Annotated in this window: 14 protein-coding genes, 2 tRNA genes and 1 pseudogene; 9 read left to right on the top strand and 8 right to left on the bottom strand. The window is 62.7% G+C overall.

Going from position 1 to position 17,531, the window contains the following annotated elements:
- Nucleotides 1–352: 352 nt before the first annotated feature.
- From C0606_16750 to C0606_16730, 5 genes and pseudogenes are all read left to right on the top strand, one after another.
- Nucleotides 353–1,348 (top strand): hypothetical protein, encoded by a 996-nt coding sequence (locus C0606_16750; GenBank protein ID PLX36337.1) that lies wholly within the window; start codon nt 353–355, stop codon nt 1,346–1,348.
- Between the two features lie 2 nt (nt 1,349–1,350).
- Entirely contained in the window at nt 1,351–2,127 is a 777-nt protein-coding gene (locus C0606_16745) for an ABC transporter (protein PLX36336.1), read from the top strand.
- Between the two features lie 4 nt (nt 2,128–2,131).
- Nucleotides 2,132–2,923 (top strand): ABC transporter permease, encoded by a 792-nt coding sequence (locus C0606_16740; protein ID PLX36335.1) that lies wholly within the window; start codon nt 2,132–2,134, stop codon nt 2,921–2,923.
- Nucleotides 2,920–4,287 (top strand): annotated as a pseudogene (locus C0606_16735) (amidohydrolase). The gene C0606_16740 and the pseudogene C0606_16735 overlap by 4 nt, the downstream one beginning before the upstream one ends.
- 133 nt (nt 4,288–4,420) lie before the next feature.
- A complete protein-coding gene (locus C0606_16730; protein ID PLX36334.1) occupies nt 4,421–5,422 on the top strand; it encodes a 2OG-Fe(II) oxygenase in 1,002 nt (333 codons plus the stop codon).
- A gap of 56 nt (nt 5,423–5,478) precedes the next feature.
- Here C0606_16730 and C0606_16725 read toward each other — a convergent pair whose 3' ends face one another.
- The 5 genes from C0606_16725 to C0606_16705 form a co-directional block, all read right to left on the bottom strand.
- Nucleotides 5,479–6,222: an alkyl salicylate esterase gene (locus C0606_16725; GenBank protein PLX36333.1), complete on the bottom strand. Its 744-nt coding sequence runs from the start codon at nt 6,220–6,222 to the stop codon at nt 5,479–5,481.
- Between the two features lie 3 nt (nt 6,223–6,225).
- On the bottom strand, nt 6,226–7,212 hold the full coding sequence (locus tag C0606_16720; GenBank protein PLX36332.1) for an isopenicillin N synthase family oxygenase: 987 nt from the start codon (nt 7,210–7,212) through the stop codon (nt 6,226–6,228).
- 81 nt (nt 7,213–7,293) lie between these two features.
- On the bottom strand, nt 7,294–8,169 hold the full coding sequence (locus C0606_16715) for a radical SAM protein (GenBank protein PLX36331.1): 876 nt from the start codon (nt 8,167–8,169) through the stop codon (nt 7,294–7,296).
- 51 nt (nt 8,170–8,220) lie between these two features.
- The gene (locus C0606_16710) at nt 8,221–9,009 is read right to left on the bottom strand and encodes a hypothetical protein (protein ID PLX36330.1); all 789 of its coding nucleotides are present in this window, start codon (nt 9,007–9,009) and stop codon (nt 8,221–8,223) included.
- A gap of 467 nt (nt 9,010–9,476) precedes the next feature.
- Nucleotides 9,477–9,551: transfer RNA gene (locus C0606_16705), tRNA-Gln, on the bottom strand.
- A gap of 201 nt (nt 9,552–9,752) precedes the next feature.
- Here C0606_16705 and C0606_16700 point away from each other — a divergent pair.
- The 3 genes from C0606_16700 to C0606_16690 all read left to right on the top strand — a co-directional run bounded on the left by C0606_16700 (nt 9,753) and on the right by C0606_16690 (nt 12,432).
- Nucleotides 9,753–9,829: transfer RNA gene (locus C0606_16700), tRNA-Pro, on the top strand.
- A 201-nt stretch (nt 9,830–10,030) separates the two neighbouring features.
- Complete coding sequence (locus C0606_16695; protein ID PLX36329.1) at nt 10,031–11,395, top strand: pilus assembly protein; 1,365 nt, start codon at nt 10,031–10,033, stop codon at nt 11,393–11,395.
- A gap of 125 nt (nt 11,396–11,520) precedes the next feature.
- Nucleotides 11,521–12,432: an MBL fold metallo-hydrolase gene (locus C0606_16690; GenBank protein ID PLX36328.1), complete on the top strand. Its 912-nt coding sequence runs from the start codon at nt 11,521–11,523 to the stop codon at nt 12,430–12,432.
- 46 nt (nt 12,433–12,478) lie between these two features.
- Here the strand turns inward: C0606_16690 and C0606_16685 are convergent, their stop codons facing one another.
- From C0606_16685 to C0606_16675, 3 genes are all read right to left on the bottom strand, one after another.
- Nucleotides 12,479–13,303 (bottom strand): hypothetical protein, encoded by an 825-nt coding sequence (locus tag C0606_16685; protein ID PLX36327.1) that lies wholly within the window; start codon nt 13,301–13,303, stop codon nt 12,479–12,481.
- A 93-nt stretch (nt 13,304–13,396) separates the two neighbouring features.
- Nucleotides 13,397–15,025 (bottom strand): long-chain fatty acid--CoA ligase, encoded by a 1,629-nt coding sequence (locus C0606_16680; protein PLX36326.1) that lies wholly within the window; start codon nt 15,023–15,025, stop codon nt 13,397–13,399.
- 90 nt (nt 15,026–15,115) lie between these two features.
- Nucleotides 15,116–15,817 carry an HAD family hydrolase gene (locus tag C0606_16675; protein ID PLX36325.1) on the bottom strand — a complete coding sequence of 234 codons (702 nt, stop codon included), beginning with the start codon at nt 15,815–15,817 and terminating at the stop codon, nt 15,116–15,118.
- Between the two features lie 134 nt (nt 15,818–15,951).
- Here C0606_16675 and C0606_16670 point away from each other — a divergent pair, with 134 nt between their 5' ends.
- Nucleotides 15,952–17,334, top strand: coding sequence for an aspartate aminotransferase family protein (locus C0606_16670; GenBank protein PLX36324.1), 1,383 nt, complete (start codon nt 15,952–15,954; stop codon nt 17,332–17,334).
- The last annotated feature ends 197 nt before the right edge of the window (nt 17,335–17,531 follow it).

Genomic DNA, 17,531 nt, shown 5'->3' with positions numbered 1-17,531 from the left:
TATTTGTTTTTGCCTATTTTTTGTTCGTTTTCTGCCGATTTTGCATACATGGGCAACGGGCAGATTTGCTCAACTCAATCGTCTTTGGCAAAAATAATAATAATTCTCAATCGCTTATGACGCGCGCGCCGGGTTGGCACGCAAGATGCGAAGAGAAAGACGCGAGTAGAAGCGGTCAGGGCTCGATGCCCGGGACATTGCTCGGCAAGGGTCAACCTGCATCTGGAGGCAGCCTGTGCCGCACTCGAACTCGTTCTTCCTTTCCTCCCGCAAGAATCTGGATCGGACCTCCTCCCGCCGACCCGGCATCCTTGCGCTCGCCACCTGCAAATAGACAAACAAGGAGCCCGACATGCTGAAATCCATCGCGACGAAACTGGCCGCCGGTGCCGTATTCATCGCCGCTGCCGCCGGATCGGCCTCGGCGACCGACAAGGTGACCTACCAGCTCGACTGGCTGCCCGGTGGCGACAAGGCGCCGATCTATGTCTGCATCCAGAAGGGCTTCTGCGCCGACGCCGGCATCGAGGTGTCCATCGAGCCGGGCCGCGGCTCGTCCGAAGCGATCACCAAGATGGCGACCGGCAGCTCCGACATCGGCTCGGCTGGCATGGGCGCGCTGATGGCCGCACGGGCAACCGAAAAGGTGCCGGTCACCGCCGTCATGTCGATCTTCAACAAAGGCCCGCATGCCTTCTACACGCTGAAGGGCAACGGCATCGAGACGCTCACCGACGTCAAGGGCAAGACCATCGCAACCTCGCCGTTCACCTCGTCGAACGTGTTCCTGCCGCTGGTGTTGGCCGACAACGGCATGACCGAGGGCGACATCACGCTGACCAAGGCGGATCCGGCCGCACTCGGCCCGATGCTGATGACCGGCAACACCGATGCGATCATCGCCTGGATGACCGACGTGACGCGCTACACCGCGCAGCGCAAGGAAGCCGGCAAGGAAGTCATCGTGCTGCCGTGGTCGGCGGCCGGTCTCGACCTTTATTCGGCGTCGCTGGTTGCCTCCGACAAGTTCCTGACCGAACGCCCGGAAGTCGCCAAGAAGTTCATCGCCGCCTTCAAGAAGTCGGTCGAGTTCGCCAGGGAGAACCCGAAGGAAGCGGCGGAAGCCGTCGCCGCCATGGTGCCGGAATTGTCGGCTGAAAACGTCGAAGGCTCGCTCAAGGATGCGCTCGTTCTCGTCTTCAACGACGTCACCGAAAAGGACGGCCTTGGCGCGCTCGAAGCCGGCCGGCTGAAAGCGACCTGGGACCGGGTTTCCAAGGCGCAGGGCCTCGATCCGGCGTCGCTTGATCCGGAATCGGTCGTCGACCGTTCGTTCGCGGGCGAATAAGCATGATCGCCCCGACGCCAGCCCTCACATTCACCGCGACGGGCCAGGTCTTCCCGACCAGCTCGGGTGATCTGGAAGCGCTCCGGGGCGTGGACATGACCGTCGGCCGCCACGAATTCGTGGCGGTCCTCGGCCCCTCGGGGTGCGGGAAGTCAACGCTTCTGCGCCTCACTGCCGGGCTGATCAAGCCGACCAGCGGTACCGTCGAGGTGTTCGGCTACAAGGTGCACGAACCACGCGACGATGTCGGCATCGTGTTCCAGAAACCGACACTGCTGCCGTGGGCGAATGTCGAGGACAATGTCGTTTTCCCGATCCGCCACAAGGTCGGGCGGGTCGCGCCGGAAGACCGCGAGCGGGCCCGTGATCTGATCGAGATGGTCGGCCTCAAAGGCTTCGAGAAGCGGCTTCCGTCGGAGCTTTCCGGCGGCATGCAGCAACGCGTCGGCATCGCCCGCGCACTGCTGCTCGACCCCGATATCCTGTTGATGGACGAGCCGTTCTCGGCGCTCGACGCACTGACCCGCGAGGAGATGGGCTTCGAGCTCTTACGCATCTGGCAGGAGCGCCCGAAGACGGTGCTCTTCATCACCCATTCGATCTCCGAAGCCGTGCTTTTGGCCGACCGCGTCATCGTCATGAGCGAGCGGCCGGGCAGCGTGATCGCCGATTTCACCGTGCCGTTGCCGCGTCCGCGCACGGTCGACTCCACTCAATCGAAGGACATGCATGAGTTCGCCAGCCACCTCCGCAGCCTCCTTCTGAAGCGCGCGGCGTGATCCGATGAACGGAGTTCGCGCATTCGGCAAGAAACTCGCGGCAACGCCCGGCGTGCTGCCGGCGACGACCTTTGCCGTCATTCTCATCGTCTGGGAGTTTTCGGCCTGGTTCTTCGCCATCCCGTCCTATCTGCTGCCGGCGCCGAGCCGGATTGCCGACGGGTTCGGGGCGGTCGACGCCACTCGCTGGCTCGAACACATTTGGGCGACGTTGCGCGTTGCGTTGATCGGCTACGCGGTTTCTATCGTCGTCGCGTTGCCGATCGCCATCGGCCTGACGCGCTCGAAGGTGCTGTCGGACAGCTTCTATCCGCTGCTCGTCGTCATCCAGTCGACGCCGGTCGTCGCCATCGCGCCGATCATCATCGTCGTGCTCGGTTCGGGCGACGCGCCACGCGTGGTCATCACCTTCCTCATCACCTTCTTCCCGCTGGTCGTCTCAATGACGACGGGGATGATGGCGACACCGCCGGAGCTGATAGAGCTGTCGCGTTCGCTGCGCGCGCCGATGTGGCGCGATTTCTCGCAGATCCGCATCCCTTTCGCGATCCCCTACATCTTCTCCGGTCTGAAGATCTCGATCACCCTCGCCGTCATCGGCTCGGTGGTGTCGGAGTTCGTCGCCGCCGACAAGGGCATCGGCTACTTCATCCAGTTCTCCACCTCGCTGTTCAAGATCCCGCAGGCCTGGGCGGGTCTCGCGATCCTCGTCGCGATGTCGCTGGTGCTTTTCCAGCTTGTCTCGGCCGTACAGCGAATTTTCTTCCCGTGGAGCCTGCGCAAGGACACGCAATGACCGATTTCCTGATCGTCAACGCCGACGCGATCCTCACCGGCCTGACCGGCGAGGCGGCGCGCGCCTCAGGCAGCGTGCGGGTGCGCGACGGCAAGATCGCCGCCATCGGCGCATTGAACGCCGAACCGGGCGAACGCACGGTCGACGCGTCGGGCTGCGTCGTCGCGCCCGGCCTCATCAACACTCATCACCACTTATTCCAGTCGGTGCTGAAAGCCGTGCCAACCGGCATGAACGAGGCGCTCGCCGCCTGGCTGCGGCTGGTGCCCTACACCCACTGGAACCGGCTGACCGGTCCGATCATGGAAACGGCGGTGAAGGTCGGCATCGCCGAGCTGGTTCTGTCCGGCGCCACGACCATCGCCGATCACCATTATTTCTACTCGCCGCACTACGATTTCGACCCGAGCGAGATACTGTTCGATACGGCGGACAGGTTCGGTATCCGCTTCGTTCTGGCGCGCGGCGGGGCGACCAAGGCGCGTTCCTTCGACACCGACGAAATCAAGCCACTGCCGACCGAACCGCTCGAGGACATCATCGCCGCAATCGAGCGCGACACTGCCCGCTGGCACGACCCGGCGCCCGACGCGCGTCGGCGCATGGCGATCGCACCGACGACGCCGACCTTCTCGCTGCATGACCACGAGCTGAAGTAACTGGCGGCGGCGGCGCGGCGGAACGGGCTGCGGCTGCACAGCCATCTGTCGGAGAACATGGACTATGTCGACTTCACCACCAGCGTCTATGGCAAGCGGCCCGTCGACTGGCTGGCCGAACACGACTGGCTTGGGCCCGACGTCTGGTACGCCCATCTGGTCGAGTGCACACCCGACGAGATGAAACTGCTCGCTGAAACCGGCACCGGCATGGCCCACTGCCCGCAGGCGAATGCGCGGCTTGGGTCAGGCATCGCGCCGGCCGACATGCTGCACGAACTGGGCGGCGCGGTGTCGCTCGCGGTCGACGGGGCGGCAGCCAACGAGGCCGCCGACATGGCCTCGGCGCTCTACGCGGCGTTTTCCATCCACCGCGCGGCGAAAGGCGTGACGGCGACCTCGGCGGAAACCGTCCTGCACTGGGCGACGGCCGGCGGCGCGCGCGTGCTCGGGCTCGACGCGGTCGGCACGCTCGAAGTTGGCAAGGCGGCCGATATCGCGCTCTTCGATCTCAACAGCCCGCGCTATTTCGGCCAGCACGACCGCGCCATCGCGCCGATTGTCTCGGGCGGCGACATGAAGGTGCGGCACAGCTTCGTCGGCGGCGAACCGCTCGTCGTCGATGGCGGCATCCCCTGGCTCGATCTCGATCAGCTCGGCGCCGAGGCGCTTGCCGCCGTTCGGGCCATCGCAGCGGACAGTTAGGGAGAGCCAAACATTTGCGGACGCAGGTTCGCACATCGCGGGAGTAGAAGCAGTCAACGACCCTGCTCAGATGCAGGGCGCCGGTCATTGCTCCGAGACCAACGGGCGGCAACGCCGCCACGAACATGGAGAAATGAGCATGGAGACAGCAGAGAAAAAGCAATACGGCCTCGATGAACTGAACAAGGAAGCAACGATCGGCGGCATGGGCACCACGGTCGCGCGCTCGGTTCCGCGCATCGACCTGTCCGATTTCGAACGCCGCAAGCACGAGATCGCCGACGAGCTTTGGACGGCCTCGACCGAGATCGGCTTCTTCCAGCTCGTCAATCACGACATCCCGCAGGCGCAGATCGACGAAGCCTTCGACATGACGGCCCGCTTCTTCGACATGCCGATGGACACGAAGGCGAAATACCCGCTCGGCCAGGGCACCAATGCGGGCTGGGAGTATCGCGCACAGGTGCGTCCCTCGACGGGCACGGCGGACAACAAGGAATCCTACCAGATCACCCTGCCGCGCATGGCCGGACTGTGGCCGAGCGGCGAGGAACTGCCCGGCTTCAAGGCGACGATGCTGGCGTTCGAGCGCGCCAATTGGGCGCTCGGCATGAAGGTGCTGTCGTGTTTCGCGCTGAAGCTCGGCTTCCACGAGGATTTCTTCACCGAAGCGCACGACCCGTTGTCGCCGGCCTATCAGTCGACCTTGCGGCTGCTGCACTATCTGCCGATGGAAAACGCCAAGCCGGAGGATTTCTCGGGCTGGCGCGCGGGCGCCCATTCCGACTTCGATTGCCTGACCATCCTGCACCAGAAGGTCGGTCAGGGCGGGCTGCAGGTCTGCCCGGGCAAGGATCATGAGAGCCACGCCTGGACCGATGTGGAGCCGGCGGAAGGCGTGATCACCTGCAATATCGGCGACATGCTGATGCGCTGGAGCGACGACCAGCTCAAATCGACGCTGCACCGGGTGCGCATGCCGCGCGAGGACGAATATCTCGGCCCGCGATATTCGCTGCCCTTCTTCTGCCAGGCCAACACGGATGCGATCATCCAGGGGCCGGGCAAGGTCTACGCGCCGATCACCGCGCACGACTACCTGCAGGAGCGGATCGCGGCGAATTTCGCGAAGTAGCGTTTTTTCGCGAATTCTCGTCCGAAAACCGGTTCCCACTTTTCGGGAATACCCGCCTATTCCCCCGTCAAGAACGGCAACAGCGCCCCGGCGAGCTTTTCCGGGGCGCTGATCTGCGGGGCGTGGCCGGTATCCAGCTCGACACGCTCCGCACCCGGCACCAGTTCCTGCATGCGGCGCTGGAACGCCGGCACGACGGACAGATCGCGCTCGCATTCGACATAGAGCCGCGGCAGCGTGCCGAACCGCTCCGGCGTCCATTCGGCGACGATCGACCGGCCACCTTCGGCTTGCGGGGTCAGGTTCCGCGCGCCAATTAGCGCGGTGTCGTAAGGCACGTCATTGAGGAAAATGCGGGCGCCCGCCTCGGGAGGAACCCTGCTCTGCGAGCCGTCGGCCGACCACTCGAGATGCGGCCCGATACCGAGCAGGCCGCGCTTGACCGCATGTTCCCAGTACAGAAGGTCGGAAAAGCCTGCACCCGGCGGCAACATCATGCCGGCGACATAGGCAACGCGTGCGACCTGTTCGACATAGCGCTCGCCAACCTCCGTCGCGACCACGCCACCGCCGGAATGGCCGACGAGGGAAACCGGCCGACCGATCTTCTCGATCAACGCGCCGACATGGTCGACATAAAGGTCGAGAGAGACGTCCTCAAAGGGCGTGTCGTCGACGCCATTTCCCGGCAGGTCGACCGCGTGCACTTCCACGCCCGCAGCTTCCAGCAGCGGGATGAGTTTCTTCCACACCCAGCTTCCCTGCCAGGCGCCATGGATGAGAATGACAGGATCGCTCATAGGCTAGGCCACGTAGGTCTTGCGGTACATATCCATCAAATGCTCCTCGACCTTGATCGGGGGGTATTTCGGCGCTTTGCCCGGTTCGAGGCAGGTTTCGATGCAGGCGACCTCGAAGTCGGGATTGCCGGAAAAGAAGAACGGGATCGAATAGCGGTCGCCGCCCGACACGTTGATGACGCGATGCAAGGTCGAGCGATAGCGGTCATTGGTCCAGCGGGCGATCATGTCGCCGAGATTGACGACGAAGGCGCCCGGTATCGGTGGGGCGTCGAGCCAGACTTCGTTGTCGTTGTCCCAGACCTGTAGGCCGCCACTGTCGTCCTGGGCGAGCAGCGTCAGACCGCCGAAATCGGTGTGCGCGCCGGCACCGAGCAGGCCTTCATCGGCCGCCGGCGGGTGCGGGGGATAATGCAGCAGGCGAAGGATGGCGAGCGGATCACGGCAGAAACCGGCGAAGTGGTCCTCCTCCAGATCGAGTGACAGAGCGATGCCGCGCATCAGCCGCTCGGAGAGATCGAGCAGCGCGGCGAACCAGGCATTCATCACCGGCTTGAACCCTGGCAGGTCGGCCGGCCACTGGTTGGGGCCGCGGTTGAAGCGACGCGCCACCACGCGCTGATCGTCGTCGGAGAGCTCGAGGCCGATATAGTAGCCCTCCTTCAGGTCCGGCTTCGCGCCGGGCTGGAGTGTCTGGCCGCCCAGCGTCTCGTAACCGCGATTGCAAAAGGATTTCGCCTTGTCGACGCGCATCTTGGTTTCGAGCGGCTGCTCGAAGAAATTGCGGACTTCGGCAAAGGCAGCCTCGCGCAGGCCCTGCGGAATGCCGTGACCGACACAATAGAGGAAGCCGCTCGAAACGCAGGCCGCGCGAATTTGCCGGCCTACCGCCTTGCGCTTTTCCGGGTCCGATGATGACAGGTCGGCGACGTCGATGACCGGTAAAGCGGCATCGCTCCCGGCAATCGCGTCCGTAGTTGCCTGTTCCATGGGCAGGGCCTCCGCTTGCGTGGGTTGATGTTCCCTTCCACGCAAACATCGCGCCAACCGGGCGCGCCCTGTCCTCTTTCGTCAGGTCGTTTCCTTCAGATCCTGATTGCTGACGTGATGGACGATCTCGCCGAAGCGCAGGCCGAGCCCATGACGGTCGAGCGCATCGCGGATCATTGGCTCCAGCGTTTCGCGGTAGTCGGCCTTTTGCGACTTGGCGTAGATCGCCCGGATCTCATCCGGCTGATTGTTCAGGAACTCGCGGAAGCGCGGGCGGACATAGCTCGGCAGGTTGAGATATTCGACCTTGACTTGGCTGGTGCCGGCGGCGCGGATTTCGGCGAACAGCGCGTCGATCAACTCGGGGCGCAGCACCATGTGCGGCAGGAACGGGCCGACGAAAACATAGGTGTCGATGCCGGCGGCATTGAGCTTGCGCAGCGCCTCGAGACGGGCATGGGCCAACGGCGCCATGGCATCGAGCTGGCGGCTCAGCGTGTCGTCGCTGGTGGTGATCGACAAGCCGACCTCGGCCTTGGGGATGCGCTTCAACGTTTCGACGTCATCGAGAACATTGGGCGATTTGGTCAGCACGCTGACGCGGCCCTTGTACTGATGTTCGGCGAAGACATTGAGGATGCCGCGGCTCAGCCGGTACTTCCGCTCAACCCCCTGATAGGGGTCGGTCACCGTGCTCATTGCGATGCGCGGCGGCGGATCCTTCTTCAGCAGACGGTGGATCTGCTTGTCCATCAGTTCCACCGCATTGGTCTTCACATAGACGTAGTTGCCCCAGTTCTCGTTCGGCTCGCCGACGAAGCGGCCGACAAAGCTGGCGAAGCAGTACATGCAGGAGAACTGGCAGCCGGTGTAGGGATTGATGACGTAGTCGGCGCTCGGCACCTTGGTCACCGCGAGGATCGACTTCGCCGTCGTTTCGTGAATCTGCAGCGCCATGACAGCTCCCGAAATGGCCGCCCCGGCGCGATGGCCGGGGCGAAAGATGGATCAGAACTTGCCGGAATTGTTCCACTGGTCCGGCGGCAGGATCTTTTCCTGCACATCCCAGTGCTCGACGATCTTGCCGTCCTTCAAACGGAAGATGTCGAAGAAGGCCCAGTCGTCGTCGCCCTGTTTCACTTCCGAGAAGATGACGACGAAATTGCCCTGCCCGACCAGATGGTGGACCTTGACATATTTCGCCGGCTTGCCGCTCTGCATGACCTCTTTCAGGTGCTCGCCGAAGCCGGCAAGACCGTCCTTCACTTCCGGATTGTGCTGGTCGTATTGCTCGGTCGAGATGTAGTCGGTCACCTTGTCGACCTTGCCACCCATCAGCACATCGTCGACGAAGCCCTGCACGATCGCCTTGTTCTCGTCGGTCTTGTCGAGATCCTCGATCTCGGTCGGTCCATCGACCATGCTGCGCCCCGATGCGGTCGGCCAGACATATTCGGCGATCACGTCCCAGTGCTCGACGATGCGGTCGTTCTCGTCGGTGTCGAAGAGATCGGCGGTGACCCACTGCGCTTCGCCGTCATTGAGGCTCTGATAAACGTGGCAGAAGACGTAGCGGCCGTCTTCGATGGCGCGTACGACCTGGATATCGCGCTTCGGATTGCGTTCGAGGAACGGCGAGAAGAAGGTAATAAAGCCTTCCTTGCCGTCGGCCACGCCGGTCGAATGCTGGGTGTAGCGGTCGCCGGTATACTTATCGAGCGCCTCGCGCATATGGCCGTCGCGGATACCTTCAAGATAGAGGCCCTTGGCGTTGGCGAGTTTGCGGCTTTCGGTCATCGTTCCCTCCGATATTTGGCCCGGCGGACCACCCCGCCGGTTCTGGTCGCGCCCCTGCAATGTGTTAGACAGCAAACGGAGCTTGCCCGCGGTGCGCAGCAATGTGCCCGCGCTGCCCCTGACGATTCGACTCTAAAACAGCTGTCAAGTCGGCACCTTGCGCCGAGATATCGTTCAAAACACGTAATTTACTGTCTAAACGTGTCACAAATTCCGTGAAACAACAATAATATATAATATTCACTAGATAAGAATACTTTCCAATGTGCGTATTTATTTCCCACCATCGAAGCAATCATGACGTTTTGTCATTCAATTTGTTTTTGAAAAACAATTTCCCCGTGTCGACGTCGCTCCGGTGCGGTCCGCTGTGCGGCATGTACGGCCCTGCATTTGAAAAGACGCAGGCAGCAGTGCGCGCCCGGGACAAAGCGCGGACACAATATGAAGCGACGTTTTTTGGGGGATGGCTGGGGCGGCAGGATTCGAACCTGCGAATGGCGGCACCAAAAGCCGCTGCCTTACCACTTGGCGACGCCCCACCAGGCCGGCACGCAATGCCGGTCGCGAGAGGCCATGTCATATCCATTTCGCTACGCGCTTGCAACGCACAGCCGCTGCGGACCGATCGATTTTTTTCTTTCGCCGGAGCAATTCTCCGGGCGTTCCAAGGAAGAGAAATTTCCCGTCTGTTTCCCTCTTGCGGCGGCGAAGTTCGGACGCTATAAGCTGCAGCGCAGCGTCGGAGTGTAGCGCAGCCTGGTAGCGCACCTCGTTCGGGACGAGGGGGTCGCAGGTTCAAATCCTGCCACTCCGACCATTTACTGCACATCGGGGTCCCGGCCCGGTCTTTCTCGTTACATCGCTATTGTATCGGCTGCCCGCCTGTGGCGAGCCGAACGTTTTTGTCGCGTTGCACTTCGGGCTGGCGCTATGACTTCGCTGTCGGCGAGCATACTTCTTTTCGAACCGACCAGACGTTTATCGTTCCTTCAGCAGTTTCTCATATGCTCGCCCGCGCATGGGCTTTAAGGACTTGCCGGCGGGTGTGCGACATCCACAACGGCAGGCCATACAGGTGTCCCAAGAGGCACCGGAAATAAGGCGGGATAACCCGCGGGGCGAAATGGCACTCTTCAACACTCCGAAACGATACGCGTTGGCACGACACAACACCCGACATTGTGAGTCCAGCATTCTGCGCCGGTTTGCGCGCGACGACACCGGCAGCATGATGGCGATCTTCCTGTTCGCCTTCACCGTCCTGTTCATTGGCGGGGCGATCGCCATCGACTACTCGAACCAGAGCGGAGCGCGCACAAAGCTGCAGGACCTGCTGGACGCGGCGACGCTGGTCGGCGCGGCACACAGCGGCACCGATACGGACAAGGTTCAGGCGGCGGAGGATCACTTTTCCGCCGAACTCAAGGTCGAGAAGTCGGCCCTTGCCGCAGCGACGGCGTCATTTTCGGTCGTCGACGGCGATACGCTGCACGGCGAGGCCGGCGCCGATATCCCGACATTGATGAGCAGTTGGTTCTTTGATGGCGCTCTCAAGGTCGGCGTCGTCGCCGATGCCGTATTCGAGGCCGGCGCAGCGCCCTGCATCTACGTCCTGTCCGACAAGAAGCAGGCGCTCCTGCTGAATTCGGGTGCCTGGATCAATGCCCCTGAGTGCCAGATCCATGTCCACTCCGACGCGAATCCGGCCTTCATCATGAATGCCGGTGTCACCCTCAACATCGACAAGCTGTGCGTTGCCGGCAGCGACTACATCAAGAATGGCGGTACGGTGACCGACCTCGAGGCGCCGTGCGCGGTCGCCAACGATCCCTATTTCGGCAAGCTGCCGACGCCGACCGTCAGTTCGACCTGCACGACGTCGGGCGTCTACAATCCGGGTTCCCATACGCTGAGCCCGGGTAAACATTGTGCGCCGATCTTCAACGGCAGTTCGACGATTACCTTCCAGCCCGGGCTGCACGTCATCGACGGCACGATGATCGTCAACAGCGGCAGCACCATCATCGCCAATGGCGTGACCTTCTATTTCCCGGATGTGAAGAGCGAAATCCGCGTCAATGGCGGCTTGACGATGACCGCTACCGCGCCGAAATCAGTCGCCTACAAGGGCATCCTGATGTACGAAAGCACGGCCAAGATGGCCAACAAGACCCAGTACATCTTCAACGGATCGAACGGCGAGCATCTCGAAGGGCTGATCTATCTCCCCAACCGGGACGTGACCTACAACTCGACGACCAATGTCAACGCCAACGACACGACGCTGGTGGTCAACACGATGATCATCAATTCCGCCAATTGGAAGATCGACAACCCGAGTTCTTCCGGCGGCAGTTCGACAGTCGTGCGGCTGAAACGCTGAGCAGGTTGCCACGGCAGGCACATCTTCATGCGCTGTCGGGCTTGGCTTTGGCGCTAGGTCTTTCCATATTGCCGGTATGATGACGCCCGCTCGCGGGCGCCGGCAATGATGGAAAGGACCGCGTCGTGGCGTCGATCACCTTCAACCGCGATTTCGACCCCCGGCATGGAGAAGCCGTCCAGCTTTCGCCGCTGATCGCGCGGGTGACCGCGAACAATCCCGGCCCGTTCACCTTCCATGGCACCAACACCTATCTGGTCGGCGACAAGGCCGTTGCCGTGATCGATCCAGGGCCCGACGATCCGGCCCATGTGGACGCGATTCTTGCCGCCGTCGGCGAGCGGCCGATCAGCCATATCCTCGTCACCCACACCCACCGCGATCATTCGCCGGCTGCCATGCCGTTGAAGGAGGCAACCGGCGCGCCAATCCTGGCGGAAGGGCCGCATCGCTCCGCGCGGCCGCTCCACATCGGCGAACTCAATCCGCTCGACGCCAGCTCCGACTCCGATTTCGCGCCCGACCATGTGCTCGAGGACGGCGAACGGATTGCCGGCGAAGGCTTCACGCTGGAGGCGGTCGCCACACCGGGTCACACCGCCAACCACATGTGTTTTGCGCTCGTCGAGGAAGATGCCCTCTTCACCGGCGATCACGTGATGGCCTGGTCGACCTCGATCGTCGCGCCGCCGGACGGTGCGATGATCGATTTCATGGAATCCTTGGAAAAGCTCATCGTGCGCGCCGACAAACGGCTGTTCCCGGCGCATGGCACCTCGGTCGACGATCCGGTGCCCTTCCTTCTTGGGCTGAAGGAACACCGGCTCGAACGCGAGGCATCCATCCTTGCGCGGCTTCACGCCGGTGACCGGCAGATTCCAGACATGGTGCGCACCATCTATGCCGATACCGATCCGCGCCTGCATGGGGCGGCGGGCCTCTCGGTGCTTGCCCATCTGGAAGATCTGGTCGCGCGCGAAATCGCGGCGACGGAAGGCGTTCCGGCGATCAATGGCAGCTTCTGGCTCAAAGGCTGATTTTTCGGGACCGGATTGGTCCCCGCCCATTCGATGATCGAGGTGTCTACCCGTCGTCGCCCGGCGCCGTTGTATCCAGTTCTTCCGGTGCGGACTGGCCGAAGGTCTCCACCAGCATTTCGTCGATGGCGGCGAAAATCGTGCGGATGCGTTCGGCATTGGCGCCAAGATCGTGCCGGCCGTAGCGCGAACTCGAGCGGATATCGACGCGCGCGCCGTACGGATCGGGCAGCACGCGGATGACGATATCGTCGGGGAACGAGAACAGCAGCGTGCGGGCCGTCACCTGAAACTCGCCGACCATGCGTTCAGGCCGCGGCGCGCGCTCTGCGATCACCGGCCAGCCTTCCTCGCGGATCGTGAGGCGCACAGTCTCAAACATCAGGATCGGCGACAGCGGAAAACGCCGCGAGACGATGTCGGGATAGGCCGTGCGCTGGCGTTCGCGCTCGGCACGCGGCGGCGGCGCCATCGAGTTGGCCGCGAAGTGCGTCCCTCGCAGGTCGACCGGGTAGACCGGCGGCTCGTCGACGTCGGTCGAGATATCGGCCATCTGCGGATGGAACACAACCATCGCTGTTGCAAAGGCGAGCGGGGCAACGGCGATCAGTCCCGGGATGAAGCCGCGCACGGCATCGCCGAGCCCGCGCCGGCCATCGCGCCAGATGCCTGCGAAAGCAACAATCGACAGCACAAGTGCGCTGAGACCAAGCCCTGAGCCGACAGCGATCGCACCGATCGCCGCAAGCGGATCGATCAGGTCAACGCGGCGCGCCAGTCCGGTCAGGACCAGAACGGGCACGGCAAAGACACCGAGCCACCGGCTCCAGCCGGCCGCTTTGGAGCGACTCACCCGCAATCTTGCCGTCATGGGCACTCCCCGCCGCCGGATTCGCCTGTCACTCCGTCATACCCGGATCGGCGATGGGTGGAAACCGCAAGGATGACGACACCAGGCCATGACCTACCCGTCAAGGAAACTGAAATCGGCGAATTGATCGCGCAGCGCCGTCTTCTTGATCTTGCCGGTCGCGGTATGGGGGATCTCGTCGACGATGACCACATCGTCGGGCATCCACCACTTGGCGATCTTGCCCTCCATAAAGGAAAGCAGGCTGTCCCGGGTAATCTCACGCCCTTCACGCGGCACCACGACGAGCAGCGGCCGCTCGTCCCATTTCGGATGAGCGATGCCAATGACGGCGGCTTCCGCGACATCGGGGTGACCGACCGCGAGATTTTCCAGATCGATCGAGGAAATCCATTCGCCGCCCGACTTGATGACGTCCTTGGCGCGGTCGGTGATCTGCATGTAGCCGATCGGGTCGACATGGGCGACGTCGCCGGTGTCGAAGAAGCCCTCCTCATCGAGGATCTCGCCGCCCTCGCCCTTGAAATAGGCTTCGGCAATCGCCGGACCGCGAACCTTCAGGCGCCCGAACGTCTTGCCGTCCCAGGGCTGCAGATTGCCGTCGTCGTCGGTGATCTTCATCTCGACGGTGAAAGGCGGGTGCCCCTGTTTTTCCTGCAGGTCGAGCAGCGCATCGCCGGCAAGGTCGTCATATTCCGGCTTGAGGGTGCACATGGTTCCGAGCGGGCTCATCTCGGTCATGCCCCAGGCGTGAACCACATCGACGCTATAGACGTTCTGGAACGCTTCGGTCATGGCGCGCGGACAGGCCGAGCCGCCGATCACCACGCGGTTGAGATCGGGCAGCCGGCCGTCGGTCTTTTCCAGATGCTGCAGCAGCATCAGCCAGACGGTCGGAACAGCCGCCGTCAGCGTCACCTGCTCCTCGCTCAGCAGTTGATGGATCGAGGCGCCGTCCATATGCGCGCCCGGCATGACCAGACCGGCACCGGCGAGCGGCGCGGAGAAGGCGAGCGACCAGCCATTGGCGTGGAAGAACGGCACGACCGGCATGATGCGGTCGCGGCTCGACATGCCGAGCATGTCCGGCTGGTTGACGGCAAGCGCATGCAGGACGTTGGAGCGATGTGAATAGACCACGCCCTTGGGGTGTCCCGTCGTGCCCGAGGTGTAGCACATGCCGGCGGCGGTGTTTTCCTCGAAGCTCTTCCAGGCGAAATCGTCGTCCGCCTCGGCCAGCCAGTCCTCATAGGCCACCGCATTCGGCAGCCTGGTTTCCGGCATATTGGCGTCATCGGTCAGCACCACGACCTTCTCGACCGTTTTCAGCTCGGGCCAGACGGCCTCGATGATCGGCACAAAGGTGAGATCGACGAAGATCATGCGGTCTTCGGCGTGATTGATGATCCAGGCGATCTGCTCGGGGAACAGGCGCGGATTGACCGTGTGGTAGATGGCGCCGAGCCCGAGCAGGCCGTACCACGCCTCCATGTGCCGCCAGGTGTTCCAGGCGAGCGTGGCCACCCGGTCGCCAAGCACGATGCCTTCGCGCTCGAGCCGTTTCGCCACGCGCAAGGAGCGGCGGCGCATCTCGGCATAGGTGGTGCGATGGATCGGTCCCTCGACCGATCGTGAAACGATCTCGCGCCCACCGTGATAGGTCGCGGCGTGATCGAGTATCTTGGTGCACAGAAGCGGCCAGTCCTGCATCAGGCCCAGCATCGGCGTTCTCCCCTCTCTGTCCGGCGGTTCGGGCCGGTGTTTTTTGCGATTTAACAGGGAGATGCCCCGGACTGTCCAGAGCAGGTTGGATCAGATCTCGAGAAGTAGCGCGGTCAGTTCGCCAAGGCGGCTCATGACGTGATCGGCATGGGGGCCGAGCACGGCCGCATCCTGGGCGCCGGTGGTCACGCCGATTGCCATGCAGCCTGCGGCGCGTGCCGCGTGCAGATCGTGGGTGCTGTCGCCGACGAAAGCCATTTCTTCGGGCCGAAGTCCGGTCTTTTCGGCGAAGGCCAGGATCTGCCCGGGCTCGGGCTTTCGGCCATAGCCGCTGTCATAGCCGATGATCTCGACGAAATGCGATGTCATGCCGACCGAGCCGAGTTGTTCTCGGGCACACGCCTCGGCATCGTTGGTAACGCATCCCATGGTGATGCCGGCGGCGGCGAAAGCCGTGAGCGTTGCGACCGTGTCGGCGAACGGCGTCACATAGGCAATCGAATGGCGCTGAAACAACACGTCGATATGAGCGTTGAACGCGGGGCCCTCCTCGGCGCGGGCGGCCTTTGCCCAGGATGGCCCGTAGACCGACGTGGCGTCGGTGAAGACATTCGATTCGGGAGCGAAGCACCGTGTCACCGGATCGTAGCGCGCAACCGAGACCAACGCGTCGAAGCGCGCCTCATCACCTTCGCTCAGATCGGAAAAGACGTGGTAGGCCGCGCGGCCCCACGTCTCGTTGAAATCGATCAGCGTCCCGTCCTTGTCGAAAATCACGGCTCGAACTGACATCTGGTCTTCCCGCTCGCATCATTCGGTGGCAACGTGGCGCGACACTACGACTTTTCCCCTTTTTAGGGCAGGAAGGAAAACGGCCACAGGGCCGGCCCACCGGGTTTCCCCATATTTCGCCGCAGGAGAGCACCATGCCGCTAACCAATGTACAGGCGCGCGATGTCGCCACCATTCTTCACCCGTACACGCCGTTGCACAGTCTGGCGGAAACGGGACCGCTGGTGCTCGAAAGCGGCAAGGGCGTCTATGTCATGGATACCCAGGGCAAGCCGTATATCGAGGGCATGGCGGGCCTGTGGTGCGCCGGACTCGGCTTCGGCGATGCCGAGCTCATCGAAGCCGGCGTCGAACAGCTTCGCAAGCTTCCCTACTATCATCTGTTCGGCGGCAAGGGCATGGAACCGGCAATCGAGCTTGCCGAAAAGCTGAAGGAACTGGCACCGATGCCGGTTTCGAAGGTTTTCTACACCTCATCCGGGTCCGAGGCGAACGACACCCAGGTCAAACTTGCCTGGTACTACAACAACGCGCTTGGCCGGCCCGAGAAGAAGAAAATCATCTCGCGGGTGAAAGCCTATCACGGCGTCACCATCATGACCGCCTCGCTGACCGGCCTGCCGGCGAACCACATGGACTTTGACCTGCCGGTCGACCGCGTGATCCGCACCGACTGTCCGCATCACTACCGCTTCGCGGAAGAAGGCGAGAGCGAGGACGAGTTCGTCGCGCGTCTGGTGAAGAGCCTGACCGATCTGATCGAGCAGGAAGGACCGGAAACCATCGCCGCCTTCATCGCCGAACCGGTAATGGGCGCCGGCGGTGTCATCGTGCCGCCGGACGGCTACTTCAAGGCGATCCGGCCGATCCTCGCCGAGCACGACATTCTGTTCATCGACGACGAAGTGATCAACGGCTTTGGGCGCACCGGCAACTGGTGGGGCGCGGAAACCTTCGGCTTCGAACCCGACACGCTGTCGACGGCCAAGCAGCTCACCGGCGCCTATGCGCCGCTCGGTGCGGTGCTGGTGCCGCAAAAGATGGTCGACGCCTTCGAAGCCGAGACCGCCAAGATCGGCACCTTCGGTCACGGCTTCACCTATGGTGGCCATCCTCTTGGCTGCGCGCTCGGCGTGAAGGCGCTGGAGATCTACCAGAAGCGCGACATCCTGTCGCATGTCCGGGCAATGATGCCGACCTTCGAAAAACGCATGGTGGCGCTTCGCGAGCACCCGCTGGTCGGCGAGACCCGCTTCAAGGGGCTGATGGGCGGCGTCGAACTCGTCGCCGACAAGGCAACCAAACGGCCATTCGACGGAAAGAAGGGCGTGGCGCTGCAGGCGACCCGTTTCCTCGAGCAACGCGGGGCAATTCTGCGCGCAATCGGTGACACGGTGGCATTGTGTCCGCCGATGATCATCAACGAGGACGAGATCAACGAGTTGTTCGACCGGTTCGAAAAAGCCCTCGACGACACCGAAGCCTGGGTTTCCAAGGAAGGGTTGCGGGCGGCCTGACCGGTCCACAAAAAGTGCTGCCGGCGCGGGTTCGGATGTATTGCGTCCGAAAATCTGCGCCGGCAAATGAATTATACTTAAGTAAATGTGAAACAATTCGTCATGAAATGTGTTTTGCCCCTCCCGTGGTGAGTTTGTGAGCATCTTGTTTATGCCGCATTCGGGGAGGATGAGGCTGACGCTCGTTGATGCGGCAT

The organism is Hyphomicrobiales bacterium, assembly GCA_002869065.1.
In the GTDB taxonomy this organism is placed as follows: domain Bacteria; phylum Pseudomonadota; class Alphaproteobacteria; order Rhizobiales; family Rhodobiaceae; genus Rhodobium.
The sequence above is the reverse complement of the archived record's forward strand: the minus strand, read 5'-3'. Positions and strand labels throughout refer to the sequence as shown.